25 protein-coding genes are annotated in these 23,782 nt (G+C 63.4%); 12 read left to right on the top strand and 13 right to left on the bottom strand.

Annotation, left to right across the window (positions count from 1 at the left end; all coding sequences use genetic code 11):
• Positions 1-3: 3 nt before the first annotated feature.
• Complete coding sequence (gene dapE / locus FJ979_RS19130) at positions 4-1,197, bottom strand: succinyl-diaminopimelate desuccinylase (protein WP_140582819.1); 1,194 nt, start codon at positions 1,195-1,197, stop codon at positions 4-6.
• A 129-nt stretch (positions 1,198-1,326) separates the two neighbouring features.
• On the opposite strand from dapE, the gene FJ979_RS19125 reads away from it, so the two are divergent.
• Positions 1,327-2,364 (top strand): 2-dehydropantoate 2-reductase, encoded by a 1,038-nt coding sequence (locus FJ979_RS19125; RefSeq protein WP_140582817.1) that lies wholly within the window; start codon positions 1,327-1,329, stop codon positions 2,362-2,364.
• A 73-nt stretch (positions 2,365-2,437) separates the two neighbouring features.
• Here FJ979_RS19125 and FJ979_RS19120 read toward each other — a convergent pair whose 3' ends face one another.
• From FJ979_RS19120 to dapD, 3 genes are all read right to left on the bottom strand, one after another.
• Positions 2,438-2,815 (bottom strand): DUF805 domain-containing protein, encoded by a 378-nt coding sequence (locus FJ979_RS19120; RefSeq protein WP_224556389.1) that lies wholly within the window; start codon positions 2,813-2,815, stop codon positions 2,438-2,440.
• Positions 2,808-3,131, bottom strand: coding sequence for a DUF805 domain-containing protein (locus tag FJ979_RS19115; protein WP_140491449.1), 324 nt, complete (start codon positions 3,129-3,131; stop codon positions 2,808-2,810). Before FJ979_RS19115 ends, FJ979_RS19120 begins: the two co-directional genes overlap by 8 nt.
• Before the next feature lie 71 nt (positions 3,132-3,202).
• The gene (dapD, locus tag FJ979_RS19110; RefSeq protein ID WP_140491451.1) at positions 3,203-4,057 is read right to left on the bottom strand and encodes a 2,3,4,5-tetrahydropyridine-2,6-dicarboxylate N-succinyltransferase; all 855 of its coding nucleotides are present in this window, start codon (positions 4,055-4,057) and stop codon (positions 3,203-3,205) included.
• Positions 4,058-4,203: 146 nt separating this feature from the next.
• On the opposite strand from dapD, the gene FJ979_RS19105 reads away from it, so the two are divergent.
• The gene (locus FJ979_RS19105; RefSeq protein WP_140491453.1) at positions 4,204-5,049 is read left to right on the top strand and encodes an LOG family protein; all 846 of its coding nucleotides are present in this window, start codon (positions 4,204-4,206) and stop codon (positions 5,047-5,049) included.
• 92 nt (positions 5,050-5,141) lie between these two features.
• Here the strand turns inward: FJ979_RS19105 and FJ979_RS19100 are convergent, their stop codons facing one another.
• Positions 5,142-5,852: a pyrimidine 5'-nucleotidase gene (locus tag FJ979_RS19100; protein ID WP_140491455.1), complete on the bottom strand. Its 711-nt coding sequence runs from the start codon at positions 5,850-5,852 to the stop codon at positions 5,142-5,144.
• A gap of 160 nt (positions 5,853-6,012) precedes the next feature.
• On the opposite strand from FJ979_RS19100, the gene FJ979_RS19095 reads away from it, so the two are divergent.
• The 3 genes from FJ979_RS19095 to FJ979_RS19090 all read left to right on the top strand — a co-directional run bounded on the left by FJ979_RS19095 (position 6,013) and on the right by FJ979_RS19090 (position 8,570).
• Positions 6,013-6,774, top strand: a complete 762-nt coding sequence (locus tag FJ979_RS19095) for a GGDEF domain-containing protein (protein WP_140491457.1) — start codon at positions 6,013-6,015, stop codon at positions 6,772-6,774.
• Between the two features lie 189 nt (positions 6,775-6,963).
• Entirely contained in the window at positions 6,964-7,134 is a 171-nt protein-coding gene (locus FJ979_RS32590) for a hypothetical protein (protein ID WP_181165184.1), read from the top strand.
• Entirely contained in the window at positions 7,131-8,570 is a 1,440-nt protein-coding gene (locus FJ979_RS19090; RefSeq protein ID WP_140582814.1) for a GMC family oxidoreductase, read from the top strand. The genes FJ979_RS32590 and FJ979_RS19090 overlap by 4 nt, the downstream gene beginning before the upstream one ends.
• 213 nt (positions 8,571-8,783) lie before the next feature.
• Here FJ979_RS19090 and FJ979_RS19085 read toward each other — a convergent pair whose 3' ends face one another.
• From FJ979_RS19085 to FJ979_RS19075, 3 genes are all read right to left on the bottom strand, one after another.
• Positions 8,784-9,758 (bottom strand): amino acid ABC transporter permease, encoded by a 975-nt coding sequence (locus FJ979_RS19085; RefSeq protein WP_140582811.1) that lies wholly within the window; start codon positions 9,756-9,758, stop codon positions 8,784-8,786.
• A complete protein-coding gene (locus tag FJ979_RS19080) occupies positions 9,755-11,059 on the bottom strand; it encodes an FAD-binding oxidoreductase (protein ID WP_140582808.1) in 1,305 nt (434 codons plus the stop codon). The genes FJ979_RS19085 and FJ979_RS19080 overlap by 4 nt, the downstream gene beginning before the upstream one ends.
• Positions 11,060-11,240: 181 nt before the next feature.
• Entirely contained in the window at positions 11,241-12,005 is a 765-nt protein-coding gene (locus FJ979_RS19075) for a transporter substrate-binding domain-containing protein (protein WP_224519058.1), read from the bottom strand.
• Positions 12,006-12,320: 315 nt separating this feature from the next.
• On the opposite strand from FJ979_RS19075, the gene FJ979_RS19070 reads away from it, so the two are divergent.
• Positions 12,321-12,941 carry an Lrp/AsnC family transcriptional regulator gene (locus FJ979_RS19070; RefSeq protein ID WP_224519054.1) on the top strand — a complete coding sequence of 207 codons (621 nt, stop codon included), beginning with the start codon at positions 12,321-12,323 and terminating at the stop codon, positions 12,939-12,941.
• Positions 12,942-13,106: 165 nt separating this feature from the next.
• On the opposite strand, the gene phhA is transcribed toward FJ979_RS19070, so the two are convergent.
• Complete coding sequence (phhA, locus tag FJ979_RS19065) at positions 13,107-13,943, bottom strand: phenylalanine 4-monooxygenase (protein ID WP_140563667.1); 837 nt, start codon at positions 13,941-13,943, stop codon at positions 13,107-13,109.
• Between the two features lie 137 nt (positions 13,944-14,080).
• Between phhA and FJ979_RS19060 the strand changes: the two genes are divergently transcribed.
• The gene (locus FJ979_RS19060; protein WP_140491470.1) at positions 14,081-14,557 is read left to right on the top strand and encodes an Lrp/AsnC family transcriptional regulator; all 477 of its coding nucleotides are present in this window, start codon (positions 14,081-14,083) and stop codon (positions 14,555-14,557) included.
• A 322-nt stretch (positions 14,558-14,879) separates the two neighbouring features.
• Positions 14,880-15,338, top strand: coding sequence for a RidA family protein (locus tag FJ979_RS19055; RefSeq protein WP_140582807.1), 459 nt, complete (start codon positions 14,880-14,882; stop codon positions 15,336-15,338).
• A 25-nt stretch (positions 15,339-15,363) separates the two neighbouring features.
• On the opposite strand, the gene argB is transcribed toward FJ979_RS19055, so the two are convergent.
• Both argB and FJ979_RS19045 read right to left on the bottom strand, forming a co-directional pair.
• Complete coding sequence (argB, locus tag FJ979_RS19050; protein ID WP_140582804.1) at positions 15,364-16,257, bottom strand: acetylglutamate kinase; 894 nt, start codon at positions 16,255-16,257, stop codon at positions 15,364-15,366.
• Positions 16,258-16,423: 166 nt separating this feature from the next.
• The gene (locus FJ979_RS19045) at positions 16,424-17,917 is read right to left on the bottom strand and encodes an amidase (RefSeq protein ID WP_140524235.1); all 1,494 of its coding nucleotides are present in this window, start codon (positions 17,915-17,917) and stop codon (positions 16,424-16,426) included.
• Between the two features lie 146 nt (positions 17,918-18,063).
• Here FJ979_RS19045 and FJ979_RS19040 point away from each other — a divergent pair, with 146 nt between their 5' ends.
• From FJ979_RS19040 to msrB, 4 genes are all read left to right on the top strand, one after another.
• Entirely contained in the window at positions 18,064-18,603 is a 540-nt protein-coding gene (locus tag FJ979_RS19040) for a sigma-70 family RNA polymerase sigma factor (RefSeq protein WP_140491478.1), read from the top strand.
• A complete protein-coding gene (locus FJ979_RS19035) occupies positions 18,600-19,298 on the top strand; it encodes an anti-sigma factor (protein WP_140582802.1) in 699 nt (232 codons plus the stop codon). Before FJ979_RS19040 ends, FJ979_RS19035 begins: the two co-directional genes overlap by 4 nt.
• A 222-nt stretch (positions 19,299-19,520) precedes the next feature.
• Positions 19,521-20,078 carry a fasciclin domain-containing protein gene (locus FJ979_RS19030; protein ID WP_140551640.1) on the top strand — a complete coding sequence of 186 codons (558 nt, stop codon included), beginning with the start codon at positions 19,521-19,523 and terminating at the stop codon, positions 20,076-20,078.
• A gap of 198 nt (positions 20,079-20,276) precedes the next feature.
• The gene (gene msrB, locus FJ979_RS19025) at positions 20,277-20,780 is read left to right on the top strand and encodes a peptide-methionine (R)-S-oxide reductase MsrB (RefSeq protein ID WP_140491485.1); all 504 of its coding nucleotides are present in this window, start codon (positions 20,277-20,279) and stop codon (positions 20,778-20,780) included.
• A gap of 167 nt (positions 20,781-20,947) precedes the next feature.
• Here the strand turns inward: msrB and FJ979_RS19020 are convergent, their stop codons facing one another.
• Together FJ979_RS19020 and FJ979_RS19015 are read right to left on the bottom strand one after the other, a co-directional pair.
• Positions 20,948-22,540 (bottom strand): DHA2 family efflux MFS transporter permease subunit, encoded by a 1,593-nt coding sequence (locus FJ979_RS19020; protein ID WP_140582799.1) that lies wholly within the window; start codon positions 22,538-22,540, stop codon positions 20,948-20,950.
• Between the two features lie 22 nt (positions 22,541-22,562).
• Complete coding sequence (locus FJ979_RS19015) at positions 22,563-23,747, bottom strand: HlyD family secretion protein (RefSeq protein WP_140582796.1); 1,185 nt, start codon at positions 23,745-23,747, stop codon at positions 22,563-22,565.
• Positions 23,748-23,782 lie beyond the last annotated feature (35 nt).

Raw genomic sequence — 23,782 nt, 5'->3', positions numbered from 1 at the left:
TGCTCAGTCCTGTCCGAACCAGTCTTCGATGAAGCGCTGATAGATTTGCGTCAGCGTCTCGAGATCGGCAAGGGCGACGCGCTCGTCGACCATGTGCATGGTCTTGCCGACCAGGCCGAATTCGACCACCGGGCAATAGTCCTTGATGAAGCGCGCATCCGACGTGCCGCCGGAGGTGGACAGCGCCGGTTCTCTGCCGACCACCGCCTTGACCGAGCCGCTCAATGTCTCGATCAGCCTGTCGTCGCGGGTCAGGAAGACATGGCTCGGCCGGTCGCGCCAGACGAGTTCGTAGTCGACCGGCATCTCCTTGCCGGGCCGGTATTTCTTGCGGCCCGCCGCCTGGTCGAGACGGTTGTGGATTTCGGCCTGTATGGTCTCGGCGGTCCAGCTGTCGTTGAAGCGGATGTTGAAGGTGGCGGTTGCCTTGGCTGGAATGACGTTGGTGGCCGGGTTGCCTACGTCGATGGATGTCACCTCCAGATTGGTCGGCTGGAAATCCTTCGTGCCCTCATCGAAGACGGGATGCAGCAAAGCATCGACCAGGCTCATCAACCCGCGTACCGGATTGTCGGCAAGCAAGGGATAAGCGACATGGCCCTGGCGGCCATTGACGGTGATGTCGCCCGACAGCGAGCCGCGCCGGCCGATTTTTATCATGTCACCGAGCGCAGCCGGGTTGGTCGGCTCGCCGACGATCGATGCGTCCCATTTTTCGCCCCTGGAAGCCGCCCATTCGAGCAGCTTCGTGGTACCGTTGATGGCCGGGCCTTCCTCGTCGCCGGTGATCAGCAGCGAGACCGAGCCCTTCGGGCCGCCATTCGCCTCGATATGGCGCGCTACCGCGGCGATGAAACAGGCGATGCCGCCCTTCATGTCGACCGCACCCCGGCCATACATCTCGCCATTGGCGATCTCGGCGCCGAAGGGCGGATGCGTCCAGGCGGCTTCGTCGCCGACCGGCACCACGTCGGTGTGTCCGGCGAACATCAGATGAGGGCCATTGCCGGAGCGCCTGGCATAAAGGTTCTCGATATCGGGCGTGCCGTCTTCCGAAAACACCGGGCGATCGACGAGGAAGCCGAGCGGTTCCAGCATCGTCTGCAACGCGGTCAGCGCACCGCCTTCGGCCGGCGTCACGGAGGCGCAACGGATGAGGGCGGCGAGGTTTGCGGCGGGATCGGTCGGCAGCGTCATGGCAAAAGCGATAGTCGAAAGCTGAAGGCCTGTCACGGCCAGACGTAGGGGCCAGTCCTATGACCGGCGATACCGCCGACATTATGGTTTTCATGTCGTATAGTCGTGGGCCCGGTGCGGAGCGACAGGATGGCAAACGGGGGCAAGAGAATCGTCATTGCCGGCGCCGGCGGCATCGGCTGCTATGCCGGCGGCTGTCTGGCGCTCGCCGGGCGCAAGGTCATCCTGCTGGCCCGGCCGCGCGTCGAGGCGGCTCTGCGGCAAGGCGGATTGCGGATCAGCGACCTTGAGGGCCGCGATCGAGGCCTCGAGCCGCAAGCGCTTGCCGTCACCACCGAACCAGCCGCTGCCTTGCCGCAGGCGGACGTGATCCTGGTCACCGTCAAGAGCGGCGCGACGCGGGAGATGGCTGCGCTCATCGCCGCCCACGCCCCGCCGGACGCCGTGGTGGTGAGCCTGCAGAACGGCATCGACAATGCCGACAGGCTGCGCGCCGGTGTCGGCGGGCGACCAGTGCTGGCCGGCATGGTGCCGTTCAATGTCGTGCAATCGGCCGACGGCGAATTACCGCTGCGTGTCCACCGCGCCAGCGACGGCAAGGTCATGATCGAGGACAGCGATGCCGGTCTGATCAGCCTTCTCGGCGTCGAAGGGCTCCGGGTTGAAGCCCATGCCGACATGAAAGCCGTGCTGTGGGGCAAGCTTTTGATGAATTTGAACAATGCGCTGGTGGCGCTTTCGGGCCTGCCGCTGGCGAGCGAGCTTGCCGACCGGCGCTGGCGGCTGATCCTGGCAAGACAGATCGACGAGGCGCTCCAGGCCATGAAGGCGTCGGGCATCGAGCCGGCGCGGATCGCCGGCTTGCGGCCGGTGCTGTTGCCGATAGTGCTCCGCCTCCCCGATTGGCTATTCAGGCTGCTGGCGCGGCGGATGCTGGCCATCGACCCGGAGGCGCGTTCCTCCATGTGGGACGATCTGCAGCGCGGCCGGCCGACGGAGATCGGCGATTTGCAAGGCGCCGTTCTTCGCCTGGCGCAAGAAGCGGGCACGCCGGCGCCGACGGTCCGACGAATCATCGCCCTGGTGCGTGAAGCGGAAGCGGCCGGCCGCGGATCGCCCGGTTTCAGCGCGGATCAGGTCGCCGCGCCTGAAGCGCGTCGCGTCTGAATGAATTCAGGCGACGCGCTTCAGGCCTTCCTTTTCATGCATACCGTCAGTAGCGCATCGCGATGATGGGCGCTCAGGGTTCGGCCGGTGCATTGGTGCGCTTGCCATAGCGGTTGGGTCCGGGCTGGCCCGGAAACAGGCAAAGCACGACGAAGGCGACGATCGAGACGACCGGCACGAACAGGATCAACGCCGCGATGCCGGGCTTGTCGAGGTCGTGCAGCCGCTTCACCGCCAGTGCGATGTTTGACCACAGCGAGGCGATGAAGGCGATGAAGAAGACGAACGACCACATGTTGCTCTCGGGCGAGCCTTCCGGCACCAGCGTGAAACGATAGAGCGGGAAGGCCTGGATGATGGCCACGAGCAGCCCACCAAGAAAATAGGCCGCGCGGCTGACGCGGCCCGATGTCTTGAAGAAAAGCCAAGTAAGGTTGGATCTGTCAGGCAAGCGGGTCCCGTCCATATTGATTGACACCCTGGGCGCCTTCGAGAACGCCGAGACCGATCAGCGTCCACCAGCCCGACTTGTCGCGGTCGTGCCAGCGTTTTCCATAGAGAGCAATCGCGAAATAGATCGACGCCAGCGCGACGAGCATGCCGATGATGCCGATCCTGCCGCCGCCTGCGGTCGTGAAGCGCGTGCCGAGAATCGCATCGAGAATGAAGGCAACAATACCGATGACGATGAATATATCGATGCCGGCCCAGAACTTGGCGTGATCGATGCGGCCGTCGAAGCTCGTCAGCAGACATCTCCAGTCCATGCCACCCTCCATGTTGAACCGGCGCGACCGATCGTCGCGCCGGCGGAAGGTGCGCCCGCTTTCCAAAAAGATCAATCGCGCAGCAATTCGTTGATCGAGGTCTTGGACCGGGTCCTGGCATCGACCCGCTTGACGATGACCGCGCAATAGAGGCTTGGACCCGGCTCATTGTTCGGAAACGGCTTGCCCGGCAGCGAACCGGCTACGACGACGGAATTCGGCGGCACTTCGCCGTAGAAAATCTCGCCGGTGGCGCGGTCGACGATCTTGGTCGACTGGCCAATGAAGACGCCCATGCCGAGCACCGAGCCCTCGCGCACGATGCAGCCTTCGACCACTTCCGAGCGCGCGCCGATGAAGCAATTGTCCTCGATGATGGTGGGACCGGCCTGCATCGGCTCCAGCACGCCGCCGATGCCGACGCCGCCCGACAGGTGCACATTCTTGCCGATCTGGGCGCAGGAGCCCACCGAAGCCCAGGTATCGACCATGGTGCCCGAATCGACATAGGCGCCGACATTGACGAAGGACGGCATCAGCACGGCGCCCGGCGCGACATAGGCCGAGCGGCGCACGATCGACGACGGCACGGCGCGGAAACCGGCCTTCTCGAAATCGACGGCGCTCCAGCCGTCGAACTTCGACGGCACCTTGTCCCACCACACGGCCTGGCCGGGACCGCCCTTGATGATCTCCATCGGGTTCAGCCGGAAGGACAAAAGGACGGCTTTCTTCAGCCATTGGTTGACATGCCACTGGCCATCGGCCTGGCGCTCGGCAACGCGGGCGGTGCCGCGGTCGAGCAGATCGAGCGCCGACTGGATGGCGTCGCGTGTCTCGCCTCTGGTCGCCGTCGAAATCGCGTCACGTTCCTCGAAGGCCTTGTCGATGGTCTTTTCGAGGCTCGCCAGATCCGGCTTCGACATGAATTCGCTCCATTACCAGGCTGTTAAGGGGCTGAGCCTTAACCTGTTTTGAAAATCGCGCGGACCCTATGTGAAGGCAGAGTAGGGGTCAATCGCGACTGCGCCATGGGACGGCGCAAGTGAATGAAATGGACGGACCTGACATCATGACACCCATGGAAAAGGCGGGCTGGACGCCGCTGCCGCATTCGGACGAGGATCTGGAGCGGGCCAGGAGCGTGCCGGACACGCCGCAGACGCGCGCCGAGACCTACCGCCTGGCGTGGAACGATCCCGACTTCATGACGCGGCGCGAACTGCGCGCGGTCAGGCTGCAGCTCGAACTCCTGAAGCCGGAGATGATCCTGGCCGAGCGCGGTATCCGCTCGACCGTGGTCCTGTTCGGGGGCGCGCGGCTGCCTGAACCCGGCGGCGAGGCCTGGGCGGCCAAAAACGAGACGCAGAAGAAGAACCTCGAGGAAAACAGCAAATATTACGAGGAGGCGCGCAAATTCGCCCGCCTCTGCTCGCAGCAATCGGCCAGTTCATACTACCGCGAATATGTCGTGGTGACCGGCGGCGGGCCCGGCGTGATGGAAGCGGGCAATCGCGGCGCCGACGATGTCGGCGCGCCCTCTATCGGCCTTAACATCGTTCTGCCGCACGAGCAGGCGCCCAATGCCTATGTGACGCCGGAACTCTGTTTCAACTTCCACTATTTCGCCATCCGCAAGATGCATTTCGTCATGCGCGCGAAGGCCGTCGCGGTGTTTCCCGGCGGCTTCGGCACGATGGACGAATTCTTCGAGACGCTGACGCTGATCCAGACCGGGCGCATGGAGCGCGTGCCGGTGATCCTGTTCGGCAAATCCTTCTGGAAACGGGCGATCGATCTCGACTTCCTCGCCGAGCAAGGCACGATCAGTCCCGGCGACCAGGACATCATCGATTTCGTCGACACCGCCGACGAGGCCTGGGGCATCGTCAGCCGGTTCTATAAGTTAGGGGAGTAAGGGAGTAGGGCAGTAAGGCAGTATATCTAGAATCAAGGGCTGAGAGCGCCCCTCATCTTCCTACTGCCCTACTGCCCTACTGCCCTACTGCCCTACTGCCTTATCCCCACGACTATCTCCGTCAGAAACCCGGCCAAATCGTCGGTGACGAAGTCGACATCATCTTCCTGCGCCGGATCGCGCTCCCAGATTTCGGAGAATGTCGGCTCGAAATTGCGCGGCACCACCAGGACCGTCGTCATGCCCAGTGACTTCGGCACGGACAGGTTGCGCGCGAGATCCTCGAACATCACCGCATTGTGGCCGGTGACGGCGTGAAGTTCGGCGAATTTCTCGTAGGTCTGGCGCGCCGGCTTGGGGTTGAGCCCGGCAGCGACGATATCGAAGATGTCGTCGAAATGATCAAGGATGCCAAGCTGGCGCGCAGTGCGCTCGGCATGCCTGCGGTCGCCGTTGGTGAAGATGAACTTGCGGCCGGGAAGCTGGCGAATGGCGGTGCCGAGGACGGGATCCGGCACCAGCCAGGAATAGTCGATGTCGTGGACCTTCTCGAGGAAATCGTCGGGGTCTATGCCATGGCGCGTCATCAGCCCGTTCAGTGTCGTGCCATATTCCCGATAAAGTTCCTTTTGCAGCTTGCGCGCGTCCTCGCGCGGCAGCGACAGCAGTTCCCCGACATAGGCGGTCATCTTGACGTCGATCTGCGAGAACAGATTCGAATGATGCGGATAGAGCGTGTTGTCCAGGTCGAACACCCAGTCGGTGACATGGGCGAAGCGAGCGGGGTCGGGGTGTGTAGCCATGCGCCCCTTATGGCACGAAACGGACGATCTTGAAGGGGCTTTATCCACAACTTCTACGCGCCGAAAGTGGCAGAACAGTCTCACCGTTCAAATTTTAGGCATCCTGGAAAGGTGGCCTTCAGGGCTTGCTGGCACAGAGGCGGTCCAGTGGGAGCCAGCGATGAGCAGTATAATTCTGAAGTCCGCCACCATTGCTTTCGTCTCCGTCGCGGTTTCGCTCCTTCTGACCCTGATCATCGTCCCCGCCATGGGATTCCCGGTCAACCGCATGATCTGGCTGACCTCGACATTGTGTCCGCTGGTTCTTGCATGGGCGGCCTGCGCAAGCACGTTCTGGCACAGCGACAGGCTGAAGTCGGCGCATCGCGACCTTGCCCGCACGCACGCCCAGCTTGCCGCAGCGCATCGCCGGCTGGCGGAAAAGGCCAGCCGCGACGACATGACGGGCATGCTCAACCGGGAAAGCTTCTTTGCCGTGCTCAACGGCTCCCGGCACAAGCCCGATCGCGGCGCCTTGCTGATCATCGATGCCGACCATTTCAAGATGATCAATGACAGCTTCGGCCATCTGACCGGCGACGACGCGCTGCTCCTGATCGCCAGCGCCATCAAGCGCGGGGTGCGCGACGGCGACGTCCTCGGCCGCATCGGCGGCGAGGAGTTCGGCGCATTGCTGGTCGGAGCCACGGAACGGGAAGCCAAGCGCGTCGCCGAGCACATCCGCCGCGAGGTCGAGCTGATCCGCTTCCGGCCCGTGGACGAGCGGACCATTCCGCTGACCGTCAGCATCGGCGGAACCCTCTGCGACGAAAGCGCCAGCGTGTCGGAGCTGATGCGGGCCGCCGACCGGCGCCTCTACCAGGCCAAACATCGGGGACGCAACCTGGTGATCCTCGACACCGACATCTCCGAGGCGGCCTGAACGGGCTGATCCAGCATATCGGCTTGTTAAGGAGTCTCTAACCCTGTTTGCACTCGGCTGCGCATTGTTCCGGCTTGCAACCAGTTTTGGCACGCTTCTGGCTTCGATGATGAAGCATGTGCCGTTCAGGGACCATGCCTGGATGTTCAGGGAACATGCCTGGATAGAGACCCCGTCGAGAGACCTGTCATGAGTTTCCTTATCAAGAAGATATCGCGCCGAATGATCATGCAGACGCTGATCGCGGTGCCTGCCCTGTCGCTGTTCCGCAAATTGCCCGATGCGGGTTCTTCCGAAGCCGCCCCCGATGAGATCGTCGAGGTCAATGGCTGGATCCTGAAGCGGAGCGACCTGGCATGATCTTCGACAGTTATGAGGCGTTTCGCGCCGCGAATTTCACGCCCAGGGTCTGCGTTCTCGGCTCCGGCCCGGCCGGCACCACGATCGCCAGAAAGCTCGGCGCCGCCGGCATACCGGTCGTGGTGCTGGAGGCCGGCGGCAGGGAGTTCAGCGACACCTCGCAGGATTTCTACCGCGGCACCACGGTCGGCGATTTCTATTTCGATCTCGATATCACCCGGCTGCGGTTCATGGGCGGCAGCTCGAACCACTGGGCCGGCTGGTGCCGCGTGCTCGACAAACAGGATTTCGAGCCGAAGGCGTGGGTGCCGGACACGGGCTGGCCGATCCGGCGCAGTGACATCGAACCCTATCTGGGCGAAGTGCGCGAAATCCTGGAACTGCCGGATTTCCGGCCGGACGCGCCGATCTCGGACGACATCCGCTGGGTGCAGCTGATCAAGAGCGGTGCGGTGCGCTTCGCTGAAAAATACGCCGACGAGCTCGACAGGAGCAGGAACATCGCTGTCGTGCTCAACACTTGTGCCACCGAGCTTGCCGGCGACGGCAGACGCGTGACCGGCGCCAGGCTGCGGTCGCAGGGGCAGGATGCCGGCTTCTTCAGCGCCGACTACTTCATCGTCTGTACCGGCGGGCTGGAGAATTCGCGGCTGCTTTTGTGGTCGAACCAGCGCTCCAATGGCGGCGTCGTGCCGAACGCGACGGCACTTGGCCGCTACTGGATGGAACACCCGACCTTCCAGGGCGGCAACGCCATCCTGGCCGACTATGGCGCATTCGAGGTCGATGCGGTGAACGAGGCCTTCTTCTCGCCGATGCCGGCCGCGATGGAGCGGCTGCGGATCATGAATTTCGGCATCAGGCTGATCGAGACGCCCTATCCCGGCGTCAAGGACCTGATCGCGGATCTCGCCTGTACGGCGCCCAACATGGCGGAGTGGCTATCGGGCAGGCTCAACCAGAACCTGCGCTGCGCGGCCCAACTCTATGTCGCCTGGGAGCAGGCGCCGCTGGCCTCGAACCAGGTCGAGCTGTCGAAGACCGTGGTCGACCACGCCGGCGTGCCGCGCATCGAGCTGCACTGGAAGAAATCGGACCTGGAACGCCGCACGCTGCTCGAAGGGCTGAGGCTTTTCGGGACGACGCTAGCCCAGAAGAATCTGGGCCGGGTGCGTATAGCCGACTGGATTTCGAACGGCGGCGACTACCCGACGGACGAAGAGACGGCCGGCCACCACCACATGGGAGGCACGCGCATGGGCACCGATGTCGCCACGAGCGTCGTGGATGCCAATTGCAAGGTGCACGGCATGGACAATCTATATGTCGGCGGCTCCTCGGTGTTCTGCACCTCGGGCCAATGCAACCCGACGACGACGATCACGGCGTTGGCCTGCCGGCTCGGCGAGCATCTCGGCAAGGTGGTCGCCGCCTGAGGGTTCCGCAGTCCCCACTAAGTCATCTCATCCCGGCAAAGCCGCGTCACATGATGGCGCCGGAGCGGCTTAAAAGCCGTTTATGGCGATGCGCACCAGCACCACGGCGGCAGCCAGCGAGCGCTTCAGCGCTTGAGGGATCGCCGAGCTCCCAGCTCTTTGCCTCACGCTATTCTGGACGGAAAACCGTGAGCAGTTTTCCTGGTATTGCTCCTATGCCCGCCGTTCCGACCTGCCGAAACGCCGTTCGAGATAGGCCTGGCCGAACTCCAGCGTGATCGACAGGATCCAGTAGATCATCGAGGCGGTGATCAGCATCTCGATATGGCGGAACTCCGTCTGGCCCATGGTGCGGGCGAGATACATGATCTCCCAGACGCCGACGACCGACACGAGGGACGAGTCCTTCAGCATGGCGATGAACTGGTTGCCGGTCGGCGGGATGATGACGCGCATGGCCTGCGGCAGGATGACCAGCGCCATGGTCTGGCCGGGGCTCAGTCCAAGCGCAGTGGCGCCTTCGCTCTGTCCGCGCGGAATGCTTTCGATGCCGGCGCGGAAGATCTCGGTCATGTAGGCGCCATAACACAGCGACAACGCCAGAATGCCGGCCGGCACCGCGCCGATCACGTAACCGACCTGCGGCAGGCCGAGATAGATGATGTAGATCTGCATCAGCAAAGGAAGGCCGCGGAACAACGAGGTGTAGAAAGTGGCCAGCCCGTACACAATGCCGTTTCCGGTCAGTTTGGCGATCGCGCCGACAAGTGCGATGGCTGTCGCGATCAGGATCGAGATCGCCGAAATGTAGAGCGTGGTGGTGACGCCCTGGGTGATCAGGAAGCCGATCTTCCTGGCGATGAAGGCAAGCGACAGGTCGAAGGAATAGAAGAACAGCATCAGGAGCACGAACAGTTCGATCCAGACGCCGACGATCTGCTGCCGTCGGGGCAAAAGCAGCAGCAGCTTGCAATTCACCAGCACAATGAGCGCGATCAGCACTGCGGAAAGCGCGCGCGACAGGGCAGGGTTGGCCTGCAGCCAGCCGGATGCAACTGGAATCACCGAGCCGATCCAGCTTGACTTGATGCCCATCGCGTAAAGGCCGGCGGCCAACAGCGCCAGCACGAGCGCCGCCGCTGCGCGGCGGGTGATCCCCGGATAGAAGAGCATCAGCCTGCCGATCATGCCGTCACCTTGTCTTTCGTGGCGGCATGACGTTCTCGCCACCAGTCCTGCGCCTGCAATTTCCAGTAGGTGAGCTGCGCGGCCGCCAGGCCGGCGGCGCCGCCGGCCCAGCTCAATCCGAATGGCGCGAACTGCCGGTACCGGTCCGAAACGCCCAGAATGCCTTCCGCAACGACTTTTCCGGCGATGGCCGTGGTGTTGAGACCATGGCCGCCGAAAGCCGTGCAATACCAGACGCCCGGCTGCAATTCGCCGATCTGGGGCATCAGGTGACGGGCATAGGACATCAATCCGGACCAGGCCAGTTCGGTCTTGAGGTCCGCAAGCTGCGGATAGGTACCGATCATCTCGCGGCGCAATTCGCGCGCCAGCGCGTAGGCAGAAGCGGCGCGCGTGGTGATGCGCCCGCCCCACAGAAGGCGATTGCCGCCATCGACCAGCCGATAATAGTCGCCGGCCCGCCGGTTGTCGCCGACCGCGTCCGTGGTCGCAACGGCTTGCGCGATCAGGCGCGGCGCCGGCTCGGAAACCATCACATAGGTCGCGATGGGCAGGAAGGCGCGGTGGAGTTGGGTGAATACCGGGCCGGTGTAGCCGCCGGTAGCCACCACGACGCGAGTTGCCCGAAGCGTGCCCTCTCGCGTGCGCAGCATCTTTTGCGGCCCCGACAGATCACATTGCACGACTTCGGAGCTCTCATGGATGCTGCCGCCAAGCCGCTCGATCTCATCGGCCACGGAACGCAGATAATTAAGCGGATGGATGTGAAAGGCTTTCGGGTCGCGCAGGCCCTGATAGTAGCGAGCCGATTTAAGCACCGAACGGACGTCTTCTCTGCGCAGATATTGAAGCTCGTATCCGTGGTCGCGCGCCGTCTGGTCGGCATAGGCCTTGAGCGCGTCGCCATCGTCGTAGCGCAGGACGCTGACCAGCCCCTCGCGCGGCATGGCGGCCGATATGTCGAGAGCCTCGATGGTATGACGCACGAATTCGACGCCCTCGATCGACAGCCGGTGCAGTTGCCGCGCGGCCTCCTTGCCGACGCGCGCGGCAATGGTGTCGCCGCCGGTGGCGAAGCCAGGCGTGACGAAGCCGCCATTGCGGCCGGAGGCGCCGAAACCGACGACCTGGGCCTCCAGCACGGCGACGCGCAGCCCGGAACGCGACAGCTGCAGCGCCGTGGTCAGGCCGGCCAGTCCCCCGCCGACGATGGCCACGTCACAGTGCGCCTCGCCGCGGAGCGGGGGCCTGATCTTCCGGTCGATCATGGTGCGGGCGTAATAGGTGTCCGGATAGGCCATCGGCGACTTTCAACTGCATCCCGCTCAGAGTCAGGAAAAGCGCGTAGCGCTTTTCCCTGGGGAATTGCGCAAGAACAAAGGTTTAGAGAGGGGTGGCGATTGTTTCAAACGCTGAACCGCTCCGGCATCTGACGCGTGATGCCCGCCGGTCGCCGAGCGGCGGCCGGCGGGCAATCCAACGTCATTTGGCGCTGTAGTCCTTGCCGTACCATTTCGTGGTCAGCGCGGCGAGCGTGCCGTCCTTCTTCAGCTCGGCGATGATGCCCGAAACCTTTGCGGTCCACTCGGGATCGTTCTTCTCGGCAATGACGACGAGCGGTTCCCGGAAGGCATATTCCCCTTCGAGGATCTTCACGGGATAGCCGTTCTTGATGGCGTTCTGCGCCGTCTGCTCCGGAGCGATCACGGCATTCAGGCGAACGCCGTCGCCAAGCCGCAGGTCATCGAAGGGAAGCATGGAATCGGCGAAGGTGCGGATCTCGCCGGGCTCCAGCTTGTATTCGACGGGAGGCAGGCCGGGCGCGTCGATCTCAAGCTTGCGGCGGATGAAATCCTCCGAGGTGGTGGCCGTCTCGACGCCGATCACCTTGCCGTTGAGATCGGCGACCGACTTCGCGGTGCTGTCCTTGTGCACGACGTAGACATAGGGGCTGTAGTAATAGATGCCGACAAAATCGATCACCTTGGAACGAGCCTTGGTCGGTGTGACCGAGCCGACGCCGAGGTCGTAGCGCCCTTGCCAGCGACCGCCGGTCAGCGTCGCCCAGTCAGGCGTCTCGAACGAGACCTCGACCCCCAGCCGTTTGCCGATCTCGCGCGAGACATCGATGTCGAAGCCGGCGAGCTCGTTGCTGTCATTGAGAAAGCTTTGCGGCGGCCAGGCGGCGTTGGTGGCGACGACCATCGCCTTCTTCGACGTGACGCGATCCAAAGTTTCTCCGGCCATGGCCGCCGTCGTGATCGCGAATGTCGCGACGGCAAGAATGGCGAAATCGAGCAGTTTTTTCAAAGTTATCCTCCCTTATGGATGCAGCTGAAATGACGGTACCTGCGTCGGGCACCAGTGGTTGTTTCGATCAGCCTCGTCCGCGACGTCTCCGCGGCGTACCGTGGCGTTCGGCTTGCGGATGCAAGTCCAACGCGGCTCGGTGTCGATTTGCGTCCATCGCAGCCGAAGCTGTTCCCCCTCATGGACTGGCGTTTGTGACAGTTGACACTCAGGTCGCGAAAAGCAGGGTTCCACCCGGCGAAATGCCGGATAATGGCAGCCATGCAGTCATTACGTGCCGTGAGGCGGCAAAATGCCGGATATTTGCGCCTTGCGCAGCCTGCACCGGCGGTTCCTGAGGATTGTCGCGGCGGTGGTTCAGCCGATAGGATCGCGCCGAGCGATTGGACGGGTTCCAGGGCGGATCGAAGGAGAGGATTGATTGTGGAATTGACCGAAAAAGATCGCCAGCTGCTCGCGCTGATGCAGAAGAACGCGCGTGAGCCGGTCGCATCACTGGCGCGTCAGCTCGGCGTATCCCGGACTGCCTTGCAGGAGCGCATACAAAAGCTCGAGGCGGGCGGGGTCATCGAAGGCTACGCGGTGCGGCTGACCAAGGAGGCGGCACAGAATTCCGTCCACTGTTTCACCTTCGCCGCCCTGAACAACAAGAGCTACCCGGACGTCTCCAGGAAGATCAAGGCGATGCCTTCGATCCAGGCGGTCTATGCCATAACCGGCGAGTGGGACCTGATCATCCATGTCGCGGCCGAGACGCTCGAGAAGCTGAACCGGGAAGTGAATGCGCTGAATGAAATCAGCGGCATCGTCAAAACCGCATCGCATGTGGTGATGGAGACGAAGTTCAATCGCAACATCTATGCCGCACTGTAGGAAGGGCGAGGTTTCGCTCGCCCCTGCCCATCCAAATCCGGCTAGAGCAATTCACCGTTCCATGGAACGCTGAACTGCTCTATCTCTTTGTTTTTGCGCAATTCCCCAGGGAAAGCGCTGCGCGCTTTTACCGGGGAAACCGTGCACACTTTTCCTGGAACTGCTCTAGACAGTCGCCGGGTCGAGTGCGGGCTCGCCCATGCGGCGAGCGACGATCGCCGCGAAATCGGCGGTCTGGAATGTGTCGCGCAGCGCGTCGAAGGACGGCAGCACGAAATAGACGCGCTGGAACTTGTCGATTTCGTAGCCCGTGCGCATCACCGTCTCCAGGTCGAAAGGCGCATGGTGCGCATCCTTGCTTTCGACCGCGAACTGCAACTCCGTGAAGGATGACATCAGACCGGCGCCGAAGGCCTTCAGCGGATGACCACTCTCCTGCATGAGGCCGTATTCGGCCGTGTACCAGTAGAGCCGGCTGATCATTTCGTCGCCGCCGAGCGCGATGATGTCGCCGGCCTTCTGGCCATACATCTGCATGAAGTCGGCGAAGACCGGCTGCGACAGCACCGGCACATGGCCGAAGAAATCATGGAACATGTCGGGTTCGACGATGTAGTCGAGCTCCTGCTGCGTCCGCAGCCAGTTGGTGACGGGGAAACGGCGGCTGGCGAGATGGTCGAAGAAGGGCGCGGCCGGGATGAGCCCTGGCACGGCGACGATCTCCCAGCCAGTGAGCTTGCGCAACTTGGCACTGACTTCGTCGAAGTCCGGGATGCGGTCGAGCAGGCCGAGCTTGTCGACGCCGTCGAGATAGGAATGGTGGGCGAGCTTGCGCGTCAGTTTCGTCTGGCGGTCGCACAGCGTGCGCCAGACCGCCTGTTCCTCGGCGCTGTAGTCATAGCCTTGCGCCACGGTGAAATCGGCACGGCAGACCGAGTAGTCGCCGCGCAACCCTTGAGCCGCGCAGTCGCGGGCATATTCGGCAACGCTCATTGTCGTCATGGTTTTCTCCTCGCCAATCTTGAATTCCGGATGTGCCCGAAGTTAACCGGACTTGCGGAGGCAAATCGGTTTCGGTGATGGCCGGAATGAGGATTTTTGGATAACATCCACTCGGAATATGCCATAGCGGAGTGAAAATGCCTCAATTCGACGATTTCGAGATCAAGATGCTCGATATCCTCCAGCGCGACGGACGCAAGCCGGTCTCCGAACTGGCGCAGGAGATCGGCCTGTCGACGACACCTTGCGCGCGGCGCTTCGAGGCGCTGCAGGAGGCCGGCATCATCAAGGGCTTTGCCGCCGTGCTCAGCCGCCGTGCCGTCGGCCTGACGGTCGAGGTGTTCATCCAGGTGCGGCTGGTCAGCCACAGCGACGGTTCGCCCGAGAGCTTCATCGCCGCGGTCCAGCGCATGGACGAGGTATCATCCTGCTGGACGATGACCGGCGACCACGACTTCCTGCTGCATGTCATGGTGCCGTCGGTCGACGAACTCAACGCCTTCGTCATGCACCGGCTGATGCGGCTCGACGGTGTGCGCGACGTCCACACGCAACTCGTGCTGCAGAACATCAAGGGACCCGGCCACGTGCCGCTCGGACATCTGCGGCGGTGATGGCGCCGGCCAGCATGGGCGGATCACCCATGAAGAGGTCCCGCCATGAAGCTCGTTCTCCATGCGCTGGTATACGCAGATGGACGGCGGCTCTGGTCCGCGAGTCTGGGGATTTCTGACGCGCGATGGCCGGATGAAAGATGGCCGATTTCCGGAGCGCGCCACAGACGCGGAAGAGCAATCGATGGTGTTCGAACGGACGGCATGGAAACCTGCCGTGCTCGCGGCCATGCATTCGCACCGCGCCTGACTTTTTAACGCTGGCCGTTATCAGGCTGCGCGCTACTTCCTGGAAGCAGAGGGTGTCCGGCAGGAGGAAGCGATGGAGCTTGTCACCCATAAAAAGATGAAAGAGGGCCGGCTGATGCCTTGGGGAAAAGGCACCGTCGTCAGCGGCGCCAGGGGCTATGTCTTTCTCGCCGGCAATACGGGCACGGCCGAAGATTACGACCCGTCGACGGGCAAAGGTGGCGCCGTCGGGGACGCGGCGACGCAATGGCGCTCCATTTTGACGACCATCAAATCGGACCTGGAGGAGCTTGGCAGCTCGCTCGAGCATCTCGTCAAGATCACCCAATATGTCAAAGGACCGTTTCCGGACGGCGGCGTTCTGAGTTCCCCCAATTTCCGGCTGGACGTCATGGACGAATTCTTCGCCGCGCACTGCCCGAAACACTGCAGCTACAACAATCCGCCGCCCTCGGAAGTAATCGGGGTTGCCGCACTTGCGCATCCCGATCTCGTCATCGAGATCGTGGCGGTCGCCGCTCTGCCGGATTAGCGCCGGGCGCGACAGCCCACAAATATCAGGGCGCGATCAGCGTGCCGGCGCCGTGCTCGGTGAACAGTTCAAGCAGCACCGAATGCGGCGTCTTGCCGTTGAGGATGACGACGCCTTCGACGCCGCGCTCGATCGCCTCAATGCAGGTCTCGACCTTCGGGATCATGCCGCCCGACACCGTGCCGTCCTTGATCAGCGCCTTGGCCTCGGCGACCGTCAGCTCGTCGATCAGCTTCTTGTCCTTGTCGAGCACGCCCGGCACATCGGTGAGGAACAGAAGACGCGAGGCCTTGCAGGCGCCGGCGATGGCGCCGGCGAAGGTATCGGCATTGATGTTGTAGGTGTGACCATCGCGGCCGGGCGCCACAGGTGCCAGCACCGGGATCATCTCGGAGCGCGCCAGAAGGTCGAGCAGCGTGCGGTCGACCTCGACCGGCTCGCCGACGAAGCCGAGATCGAGCACGCGCTCGATGTTGGAGTCCGGGTCGATCATGGTCTTGCGCGCCTTTTCGGCGAACACCATGTTGCCGTCCTTGCCGCACAGGCCGATCGCCCATTCGCCCTCGGCGTTGATGAGCGCGACGATCTCCTTGTTGATAGAGCCCGCCAGCACCATCTCGACGATCTCGACCGTCTTCTGGTCGGTGACGCGCAGGCCGCCCTCGAATTTGGATTCAATGCCCATCTTGTTGAGCATGGCGCCGATCTGCGGCCCGCCGCCATGGACGACGATCGGGTTGACGCCGGACTGTTTCAACAGCGCGATGTCGCGCGCGAAGGCTTTGCCGAGTTCGCTGTCGCCCATGGCGTGGCCGCCATATTTCACCACCACCGTCTTGTTCTCGTAGCGCTGCATGTAGGGCAGCGCCCGCGACAGCAGGGCGGCCTGCATTTCGGCGGTGGCGGCGATGTCCGTCATCGGCGTGGTTCCCTGGCTTTTGATTTCATGCCTGTCGTTGCCCCAAAACCGCTGCGCATTTTTGGCGACATGCATCAGGTAAAGACGGCGGCGTCTTAGCGGGAATTGACGCGGGCCGCAAACGGCTTTGCTGTCATATTCGGGCGGCTCACGACCTCGTCATCACTTAAGGCACCATAAGCGGCGCCCTGCGGCCAAGCCAACCGGAGATCTTCTCCATCTGCGCGGCCAGGGACAAAAGCGTCTCCTCGTCACCGGGGCGGCCCGCGGCCTGGACGCCGAGCGGCAGGCCGGCTTCGGTGACGTAAACAGGGAGCGCGATGGAAGGCTGGCCGCTGACATTCTGGATCGCCGGCCAGTGAGTGAACCACAGGCTCTTGTCCATCAACTGGCCGAACAGCGGTTCGATCCTGAGCAGCGCCGTGAGGCGAAGCTTGTCGAGCATATTCTCGATGAGCTCGTCGGCACCCTTCGGGTCCATCGCGCCGCAAGCGAGCGGCGGGTGGGCGATAACAGGCATCAGCACGGCGTCGTAACGCGCCGTCTCCGCAATCAGTTGCCGCGAGGCGGCATGCAGCCGCTGCAAGCCGGCATAGGTCTCGCCGGCCGAGACCATTTCGCCCAGTCGGCCGAGCACCCGCGTCGCGCGCTCGATGTCGCCGGTGACGGTGCGGCCGACGCGCACCGCCTCGGCCCGCAACATGCCTGCGACAGCCGAGGCAACCGTTCTGCAGAAATCGGCGAAGAAGTCGCGACCGATGGAGGGCAAATCGATTTCCTCGACGCTGTGGCCGCCCTCGCGGGCGAGCGCCACCGCGGTATCGAGCGCTTTCAGCGTCTCGGCCGAAATCGGCAGGCCAAGCGGAGAGTTCCGGTACATTGCGAGCTTGAGCTTGCCGGGATCGCGGGCGGCAGCCGCGGCGAACGCACCCTTTGGCGGCGGCGCGACATAGGGTGCGAGCGGGTCGGGGCCATGGGTGAGGTCAAGCAGCAGGGCGCAATCGCGCACCGAGCGGGTGACGGCATGGTCGACCACCATGCCGTACCAGCTTTCGCTCACCAATGGCGACAGCGGGACGCGGCCGCGCGAGGTCTTGAGACCGACCAGCCCGGTGCAGGCAGAAGGCACGCGGATCGAGCCGCCGCCATCTGAGGCATGCGCCACCGGCACAACGCCGGCGGCGACCAGTGCCGCAGCGCCGCCGGACGAGCCGCCGCTGGTGTGGCCGGTGTTCCAGGGATTGCGGGTGATGCCGAAGGCTTTTGATTCGGTCATCAGCCGCAGCCCGTGTTCGGGCGATGTCGAGGTGACGATGGGTGTCAGTCCGGCGGCGAGATAGCGTTCGGTCAGCACCGAACTGACCTCGGGCATCCAGGCGGGGATGCGGCTGCCGCCATGCGACGGCACGCCCTTGATGGCGATGCCGAGATCCTTGATGGCGAAGGGCACGCCGGCCAGCGGTAGGGAACGATCGATGCCCTTCGCCCGGCTGCGCGCCGCATCGTAGAGTGTCTCGGCCGTGGCATTGATTTCAGGCCGGCTGGCCTCGGCGCGCGCGATCGCCGCGTCGACCAGTTCGACCGGCGAAACCTCGCCCTTGCGCACCAACGTGGCAAGGCCGGTGGCGTCTTCTTCCCACAGCACTCGTTCGACCGACATGCGCGCTCCCCCGATCCAGGCAAGGTAACCAGCGGCCAATCCGTTGGCAATCGAGCGATGGAACGAGTGCGGCGCGGTGCGGAAAGCTTTGGGTGTACGGAAATTTGCGCCGTTGCAAATACATCGCAATCCCCTAATTTGCCGACATGACGCCACAGGAGATCAGCAATCTGATTGTCCGGACTTCGATGAAGGACCGGGCTTCGTTCGATCTGCTGTACCGGCAGACCAGCGCGAAACTTTTCGGTGTCTGCCTTCGTGTATTGAAGGACCGGGGAGATGCCGAAGAGGCGCTTCAGGAGGTCTTCGTCAAGATATGGACGAAGGCGGACCGTTTCGCCGTCTCGGATCTAAGCCCGATTTCCTGGCTGGTGGCCATCGCGCGCAACCATGCGATCGATCGTATCAGGGCGCGGCGGGAACCTGCCGCCTATATCGATGCCGCGCTCGATGTGGCCGATCCGGCGCCGGGACCGGAGGCCATGACCGTGGCAGGTGGCGAGTCCGAGCGCATCTACCATTGTCTCGAGGAATTGGAGAAGGGCCGGGCAGCGGCTGTCCGGGGCGCCTATCTGAACGGCGAGAGCTATGCCGAACTGGCGGAGCGCCATGGCGTGCCGCTGAACACGATGCGAACCTGGCTGCGGCGCAGCCTGCTGAAGCTCAGAGAGTGTCTGGAAAGATGACGCTGGTAGACGACGACGGACCGGAACGTGGAGGCGACGACCTGTTCGCCGCCGAATACGTTCTTGGCGTCCTGACAGCGGAAGAACGCCAGATTGCGTCCCGCCGCATCGATGGCGACGCCGCATTCGCTCGGCTTGTCGATGCCTGGGAGGCCCATTTTTCGCCCTTGGCCGTCGCCTATCCCGGGACAGAACCTCCGATCAGGGTCAAGGAGGCGATCGATCGCCGGCTGTTCGCCTCGCAGCCTCGCGCCGGCCTATGGTCGAGCCTTGCCTTCTGGCGCGGCCTTGCCGCCGCCGCCATCGCGGCGCTGGCGATCTACATCGCCTTGCCTTTCATCAACCCACCGCTCCAACAACCACAGCTTGTCGCCTCGCTGGCCGCCGAAGGCAGCGACGTCAGATACCTCGTCGTCTATGACGCGGCGCATCATGAAGTCGGCCTGTCGCACGTTTCCGGTGAGCGGGCCTCCGGCAAGGACTTCGAACTGTGGGTGATCGTGGGCAAGAACGCGCCGGTTTCGATGGGCGTCATCCCGGCCGGGAAGGCTGCGCATGTGACGGTTTCGCCGGTCGTGCAGCAGAAACTTGCGCGGGGCGCCGTGCTGGCGGTCAGCCTCGAGCCTTCAGGCGGTTCGCCGACCGGCCAGCCGACGGGACCGGTGGTCGCGGCAGGCGACCTGAAGGGCATCTGATGGCTCCCCGCCCGGACCGTCGCCTTACAAAATAGTGAAGTCTATTTTTGCATGGATAACCGCGGACCAAATTCCCGCAGTTGGATCAGCCTATCCACTGAAATCACCGGGCGTCATTCGGAATAAAAGAATTCTTTCATAGAAAGCGAAACTAAGTTTTGCATGGCCCGTATCTCCTCGCGTTCCCAATGATGGGGAAAACAACCCGAGGAGACTTACATCATGCGTAAACTCGCCACCCTTTTGCTCGCCGGTACGATCGGCCTCTCAGCGCTCGGCACCATCGCCTATGCCGCCAATCCGATGGTCGGGGGCGCACCCATGTACGCCAAGAAGAACATCATCGAGAACGCCGTCAATTCGAAGGACCACACGACGCTGGTCGCTGCCGTCAAAGCAGCGGGCCTGGTCGACACGCTGCAGGGCGCCGGACCCTTTACTGTTTTCGCTCCCACCAACGAGGCCTTTGCAGCACTTCCGGCCGGCACGGTCGAAACGCTGCTCAAGCCCGAGAACAAGGACAAGCTGACCAAGGTCCTGACCTGCCATGTGATCGCGGCGAAAGCGATGGCCGCCGACGTCGCCAAGATGGCCAAGGCCGATGGCGGCGCGCATGTAGTCAAGACCGCCGGCGGCTGCGAGCTGACGCTCAAGGCCGATAAGGGCAAGGTCACCGTCACGGACGAGAACGGCAATGTCGCCCATGTGACGATTGCCGACGTCAGGCAGTCCAATGGCGTCATCCACGTCATCGACAAGGTTCTTTTGCCGAAGATGTAACATACGGCTCGCTGCCGGCGAACAGGCAGCAAGGCTCTCCTGCCGGTGCGCGACTTCGTACACGCGTTGCGCCGGCAGGCGTCCGCTCCGCACTGTGGCTCCATCCAGGAGGCTGGTGCGGGTAACGTTCGGCCCTCAACGGCTTTTGATTTTCAGCCGAGCGTTGAATGTGGCAAACAGATAGCAGGAGGATTGGCCATGAACCGTCGCGACTTTCTCTTGAGCGGCGCCGCCGCCATCGGCGTGGTGGCCGGCACGGCATCTCTGCTGCGCATGGGCGGATCGCAGGATGCACGTGCGGCGGAGACCTTCGAAGTCACCAAGACCGATGCCGAATGGCGCGCGATCCTGTCTCCCGCGGCCTTCGACGTGCTGCGCAAGGAAGGCACCGAATATCCCGGCACCAGCCCATTGCTCAACGAGCACCGCAAGGGCGTCTTCGCCTGCGCCGGCTGCGACCTGCCGGTTTACTCCTCCGAGACGAAGTTCGATTCCGGCACCGGCTGGCCGAGTTTCTGGCAGGAGATCGCCAACGCCGTCGGCAAGACGCAGGACCGGTCGCTCGGCATGACTCGCACCGAAGTCCACTGCCGCCGCTGCGGCGGCCATCTGGGCCATGTCTTCGACGACGGCCCGCCGCCGACCGGGCTGCGTCACTGCATCAACGGCGTGGCGCTGAGCTTCAAGCCCGCCACCGCCTGAGACCATGCGGCCGCGATATGAAAAAACTCCGGGCTTGCGACCCGGAGTTTTTTAGCGGTCAGTCATTTCGGGCGTGGACTGGAGGAGCTTCCCGAAACGGCTGCCCGTGTTTCCTTGCTTCCAGCGCGATTCAGGACGCAAATCGTTTCTCCGGTATTGCCCTGGTGTCAGTGCCCGCCGCCACCACCGCCGGCGGCCGCCGGTTTGCGGATCATCATGGTGAACAGGCCAAGCGTCGCGAACAGCACCGTCAGCATGTAGAACACGTCCATGAAGGACAGCAGCGCCGCCTGCTGCTGGACCATGCCCGACAATTTCGAGATCGCCGCGCTGGCCGCATCCAGGCCGGCGGTCTGCTCGAAATTGAGCGTCATGTTCTGAAGCTTCTGCTGCGCGGCCGCACTTCCCCACTGCACGTGCTCGGAGAGCCTTGCATAGTGGAAGGCGTTGCGGTCGATCAGCACCGTGTTGATCAGGGCGAGGCCGACGGCACCGCCGAGATTGCGGGTCAGGTTGAACAGGCCCGATGCATTCTTCAGCCGCTCGGGCGGCAGCGTGCCGAGCGCGATGTTGTTGATCGGCACCATGCACAGCATCATCGAACAGCCGCGCAGGATCTGCGGGATGAGCAGCTCGTAGAAATCCCAGTCGGCGGTCAAATGCGTCATCCACCATGTTCCGGTGGCAAAGCCGAAGAAGCCGATCATCATCATCAGGCGCGGGTCCATCTTGTTCGACAGGATGCCCGAGACCGGTGCGGTGAAGAACATCGCCAGGCCGCTGACGAACAGCGCCTCGCCGATCATCATGGAATCGTAGCCGCGGATGCGTCCGAGGAACACGGGGTAGAGATAGGTGAGACCGTAAAGCCCGATGCCGATGACGAAGGAGAACAGCGAGCCGAAGGCGAAGTTGATATTGCTGAACGCCTTGAGATCGACGATCGGCTCCTCGGCGGTGAACACCCGCCAGAAGAACAGCACCGCGCCGAAGGTCATGACGACGGCACAGATGAACACCGCCTGATCCTGCAGCCAATCATTGTTCGGGCCTTCCTCGAGCACATATTCCATGCAGCCGAGGAACGCCGCCATGCCGGCAAGGCCCCACCAGTCGAACTTCGAGAACAGCTTGAGGTTGGGCTTGTCGAAATCGATCAGCGACCAGGCCGCCGTCGTCACCAGGATGCCGGGCACGACATTGACGAGGAACAGCCAGTGCCAGGACATTGCGTGGCTGATATAGCCGCCGACGGTCGGGCCGATTGTCGGCGCCAGGGTGGCCACCAGGCCGATCATCGGCGACACGACGGCACGGCGCGACGGCGGGAAGATGGTGAAGGCGGCCGCGAAGACGCTGGGGATCATGCCGCCGCCGATAAAACCCTGGATGGCGCGGTAAACGATCATCTGGTCGATGTTGGTGGCGGTCGCGGCGAGCGCGCTTGCGGCGGTAAAACCCGCCGCCGAAATTGTGAACAGAACGCGCGTCGACAGCATCCGGCTGAGAAAGCCGGATAGGGGGATCATGACCACCTCGGCGATCAGATAGGCCGTCTGCACCCAGGGGATCTCGTCGGAACTGGCGCTCAGGCCAGCCTGGATCTCGGCCAGCGAGGCCGAGACGATCTGGATGTCCAGGATGGCCATGAACATGCCGAACACCATCGCCAGGAAGGCTATGACGCGCCGCGTCGAGATGGTGTCAGGCACAGCCGGCCTCGCCGGCAGCGCTCCTGCGGTCAGGGTTGCGGTAGCCATGGCGTTGCTCCCCGGAGCGCGCTCAGTTGATCGCGGCCGGCGCGGTGCGGCTGTCGACGGCGACAACGACGCTCAAGCCGGCGCGTAATCTGCCGCTCTTCAGCGCATCGGCCGGCACGTCGATGCGGACCGGGACGCGCTGCACCACTTTGGTGAAGTTGCCGGTGGCGTTTTCCGGCGGCAGCAGCGAGAACACGGCACCCGAGGCCGGCGCCAGCGAGGAGACAGTGCCCTCGATGGGCTCGCCGTCGATGGCATCGACCGAAATCCTGACCTTTTCGCCGGGCACCAGCCGGGCAAGCTGGGTCTCCTTGAAGTTGGCGACGATGTAGAGCTTGTTCATCGGCACGATGACGGCGAGCTTCTGGCCGGGGCTCACGAGGTCGCCCTGCTCGACGGAACGGTTGCCGACGACGCCGTCATAGGGCGCCTTGAGCACAGTGAAGGAAAGGTCGCGCGCGGCCTTGTCGCGGTTGAGCTGCAAGGATGCCAGCGTGCTTGCCGATTCAGCGCGCTGCGCCTCCAGCACGCCGATATTGGCTTGTGCTGCGGCGATCTGCGCGTCGGCGCCGACGAGAGCGGCGTTGGCCTGGTCGAGCGCCGTCTGGGCGTCGTCGAGTTGCGCCTGCGTACCGACATGGGTCTTGAGCAGTTGCGCGGCGCGCTGCTGGGCGCGCGCGGCATTGGCCGCCGCGGCCTGGTCGGCGGTCTTGGCGGCCTGCGCCTGCTGCAAGGAGGCCTGCGCCGCCTTGGTCTGCGCATCGATGCGATCGAGCATCCTGGCCAGCGTGGCGATCTGCGCCTCGGCCTGGGCGACCGCTATTTTGTAATCACCGTCATCGACCGTCAGCAGCGGATCGCCGGCCTTGACCTGCTGGTTCTCGCTGACCTTGACCTGATCGACATAGCCGGAGATCTTGGGCGAAATGAAAGCCATGTCGGCCTGGACATAGGCGTCGTCGGTCGAAATCATGAAACGGCCGGTGGTCCAGTAATCATAGCCGTACCAGGCGCCGGCGCCGAGCAGGGCGACGCCGATGATCGGCAGCAGGAAGGAGCGCACGGAACGCTTTTTCTTCGGCGGAGTTTCCGCCAGAGGCGGCGCGGCGACTGGCTGGACGGGAACTTCCGGTGCTTCCGTCGCCGGAGCAACCTTAGCGTTGGGGAAAGGACGGACTTCGGCGGTGGACGGCGCGTTCGAGGACATGACATCTCTCTAAGTTATAATACTGAACCGTTCGG

The sequence above is a fragment of the Mesorhizobium sp. B1-1-6 genome, from assembly GCF_006443035.1.
Taxonomy (GTDB): Bacteria; Pseudomonadota; Alphaproteobacteria; order Rhizobiales; family Rhizobiaceae; genus Mesorhizobium.
The sequence above is the reverse complement of the archived record's forward strand: the minus strand, read 5'-3'. Positions and strand labels throughout refer to the sequence as shown.

What these genes read in the sequence shown, in the direction of transcription:
- FJ979_RS19075 (WP_224519058.1), bottom strand. Translation starts at nt 12,005, where the DNA reads ATGGCCGGAGAAACTTTGGATCGCGTCACGTCGAAGAAGGCGATGGTC.
- FJ979_RS32590 (WP_181165184.1), top strand. Translation starts at nt 6,964, where the DNA reads ATGAGTTTCCTTATCAAGAAGATATCGCGCCGAATGATCATGCAGACG.
- FJ979_RS19040 (WP_140491478.1), top strand. Translation starts at nt 18,064, where the DNA reads ATGACGCCACAGGAGATCAGCAATCTGATTGTCCGGACTTCGATGAAG.
- FJ979_RS19080 (WP_140582808.1), bottom strand. Translation starts at nt 11,059, where the DNA reads ATGGCCTATCCGGACACCTATTACGCCCGCACCATGATCGACCGGAAG.
- FJ979_RS19015 (WP_140582796.1), bottom strand. Translation starts at nt 23,747, where the DNA reads ATGTCCTCGAACGCGCCGTCCACCGCCGAAGTCCGTCCTTTCCCCAAC.
- FJ979_RS19055 (WP_140582807.1), top strand. Translation starts at nt 14,880, where the DNA reads ATGGAGCTTGTCACCCATAAAAAGATGAAAGAGGGCCGGCTGATGCCT.
- phhA (WP_140563667.1), bottom strand. Translation starts at nt 13,943, where the DNA reads ATGACGACAATGAGCGTTGCCGAATATGCCCGCGACTGCGCGGCTCAA.
- FJ979_RS19060 (WP_140491470.1), top strand. Translation starts at nt 14,081, where the DNA reads ATGCCTCAATTCGACGATTTCGAGATCAAGATGCTCGATATCCTCCAG.
- FJ979_RS19045 (WP_140524235.1), bottom strand. Translation starts at nt 17,917, where the DNA reads ATGTCGGTCGAACGAGTGCTGTGGGAAGAAGACGCCACCGGCCTTGCC.
- FJ979_RS19100 (WP_140491455.1), bottom strand. Translation starts at nt 5,852, where the DNA reads ATGGCTACACACCCCGACCCCGCTCGCTTCGCCCATGTCACCGACTGG.
- FJ979_RS19030 (WP_140551640.1), top strand. Translation starts at nt 19,521, where the DNA reads ATGCGTAAACTCGCCACCCTTTTGCTCGCCGGTACGATCGGCCTCTCA.
- FJ979_RS19105 (WP_140491453.1), top strand. Translation starts at nt 4,204, where the DNA reads ATGACACCCATGGAAAAGGCGGGCTGGACGCCGCTGCCGCATTCGGAC.
- FJ979_RS19095 (WP_140491457.1), top strand. Translation starts at nt 6,013, where the DNA reads ATGAGCAGTATAATTCTGAAGTCCGCCACCATTGCTTTCGTCTCCGTC.
- msrB (WP_140491485.1), top strand. Translation starts at nt 20,277, where the DNA reads ATGAACCGTCGCGACTTTCTCTTGAGCGGCGCCGCCGCCATCGGCGTG.
- argB (WP_140582804.1), bottom strand. Translation starts at nt 16,257, where the DNA reads ATGACGGACATCGCCGCCACCGCCGAAATGCAGGCCGCCCTGCTGTCG.
- FJ979_RS19125 (WP_140582817.1), top strand. Translation starts at nt 1,327, where the DNA reads ATGGCAAACGGGGGCAAGAGAATCGTCATTGCCGGCGCCGGCGGCATC.
- FJ979_RS19085 (WP_140582811.1), bottom strand. Translation starts at nt 9,758, where the DNA reads ATGATCGGCAGGCTGATGCTCTTCTATCCGGGGATCACCCGCCGCGCA.
- FJ979_RS19070 (WP_224519054.1), top strand. Translation starts at nt 12,321, where the DNA reads ATGGCAGCCATGCAGTCATTACGTGCCGTGAGGCGGCAAAATGCCGGA.
- dapD (WP_140491451.1), bottom strand. Translation starts at nt 4,057, where the DNA reads ATGTCGAAGCCGGATCTGGCGAGCCTCGAAAAGACCATCGACAAGGCC.
- dapE (WP_140582819.1), bottom strand. Translation starts at nt 1,197, where the DNA reads ATGACGCTGCCGACCGATCCCGCCGCAAACCTCGCCGCCCTCATCCGT.
- FJ979_RS19020 (WP_140582799.1), bottom strand. Translation starts at nt 22,540, where the DNA reads ATGGCTACCGCAACCCTGACCGCAGGAGCGCTGCCGGCGAGGCCGGCT.
- FJ979_RS19115 (WP_140491449.1), bottom strand. Translation starts at nt 3,131, where the DNA reads ATGGACTGGAGATGTCTGCTGACGAGCTTCGACGGCCGCATCGATCAC.
- FJ979_RS19090 (WP_140582814.1), top strand. Translation starts at nt 7,131, where the DNA reads ATGATCTTCGACAGTTATGAGGCGTTTCGCGCCGCGAATTTCACGCCC.
- FJ979_RS19035 (WP_140582802.1), top strand. Translation starts at nt 18,600, where the DNA reads ATGACGCTGGTAGACGACGACGGACCGGAACGTGGAGGCGACGACCTG.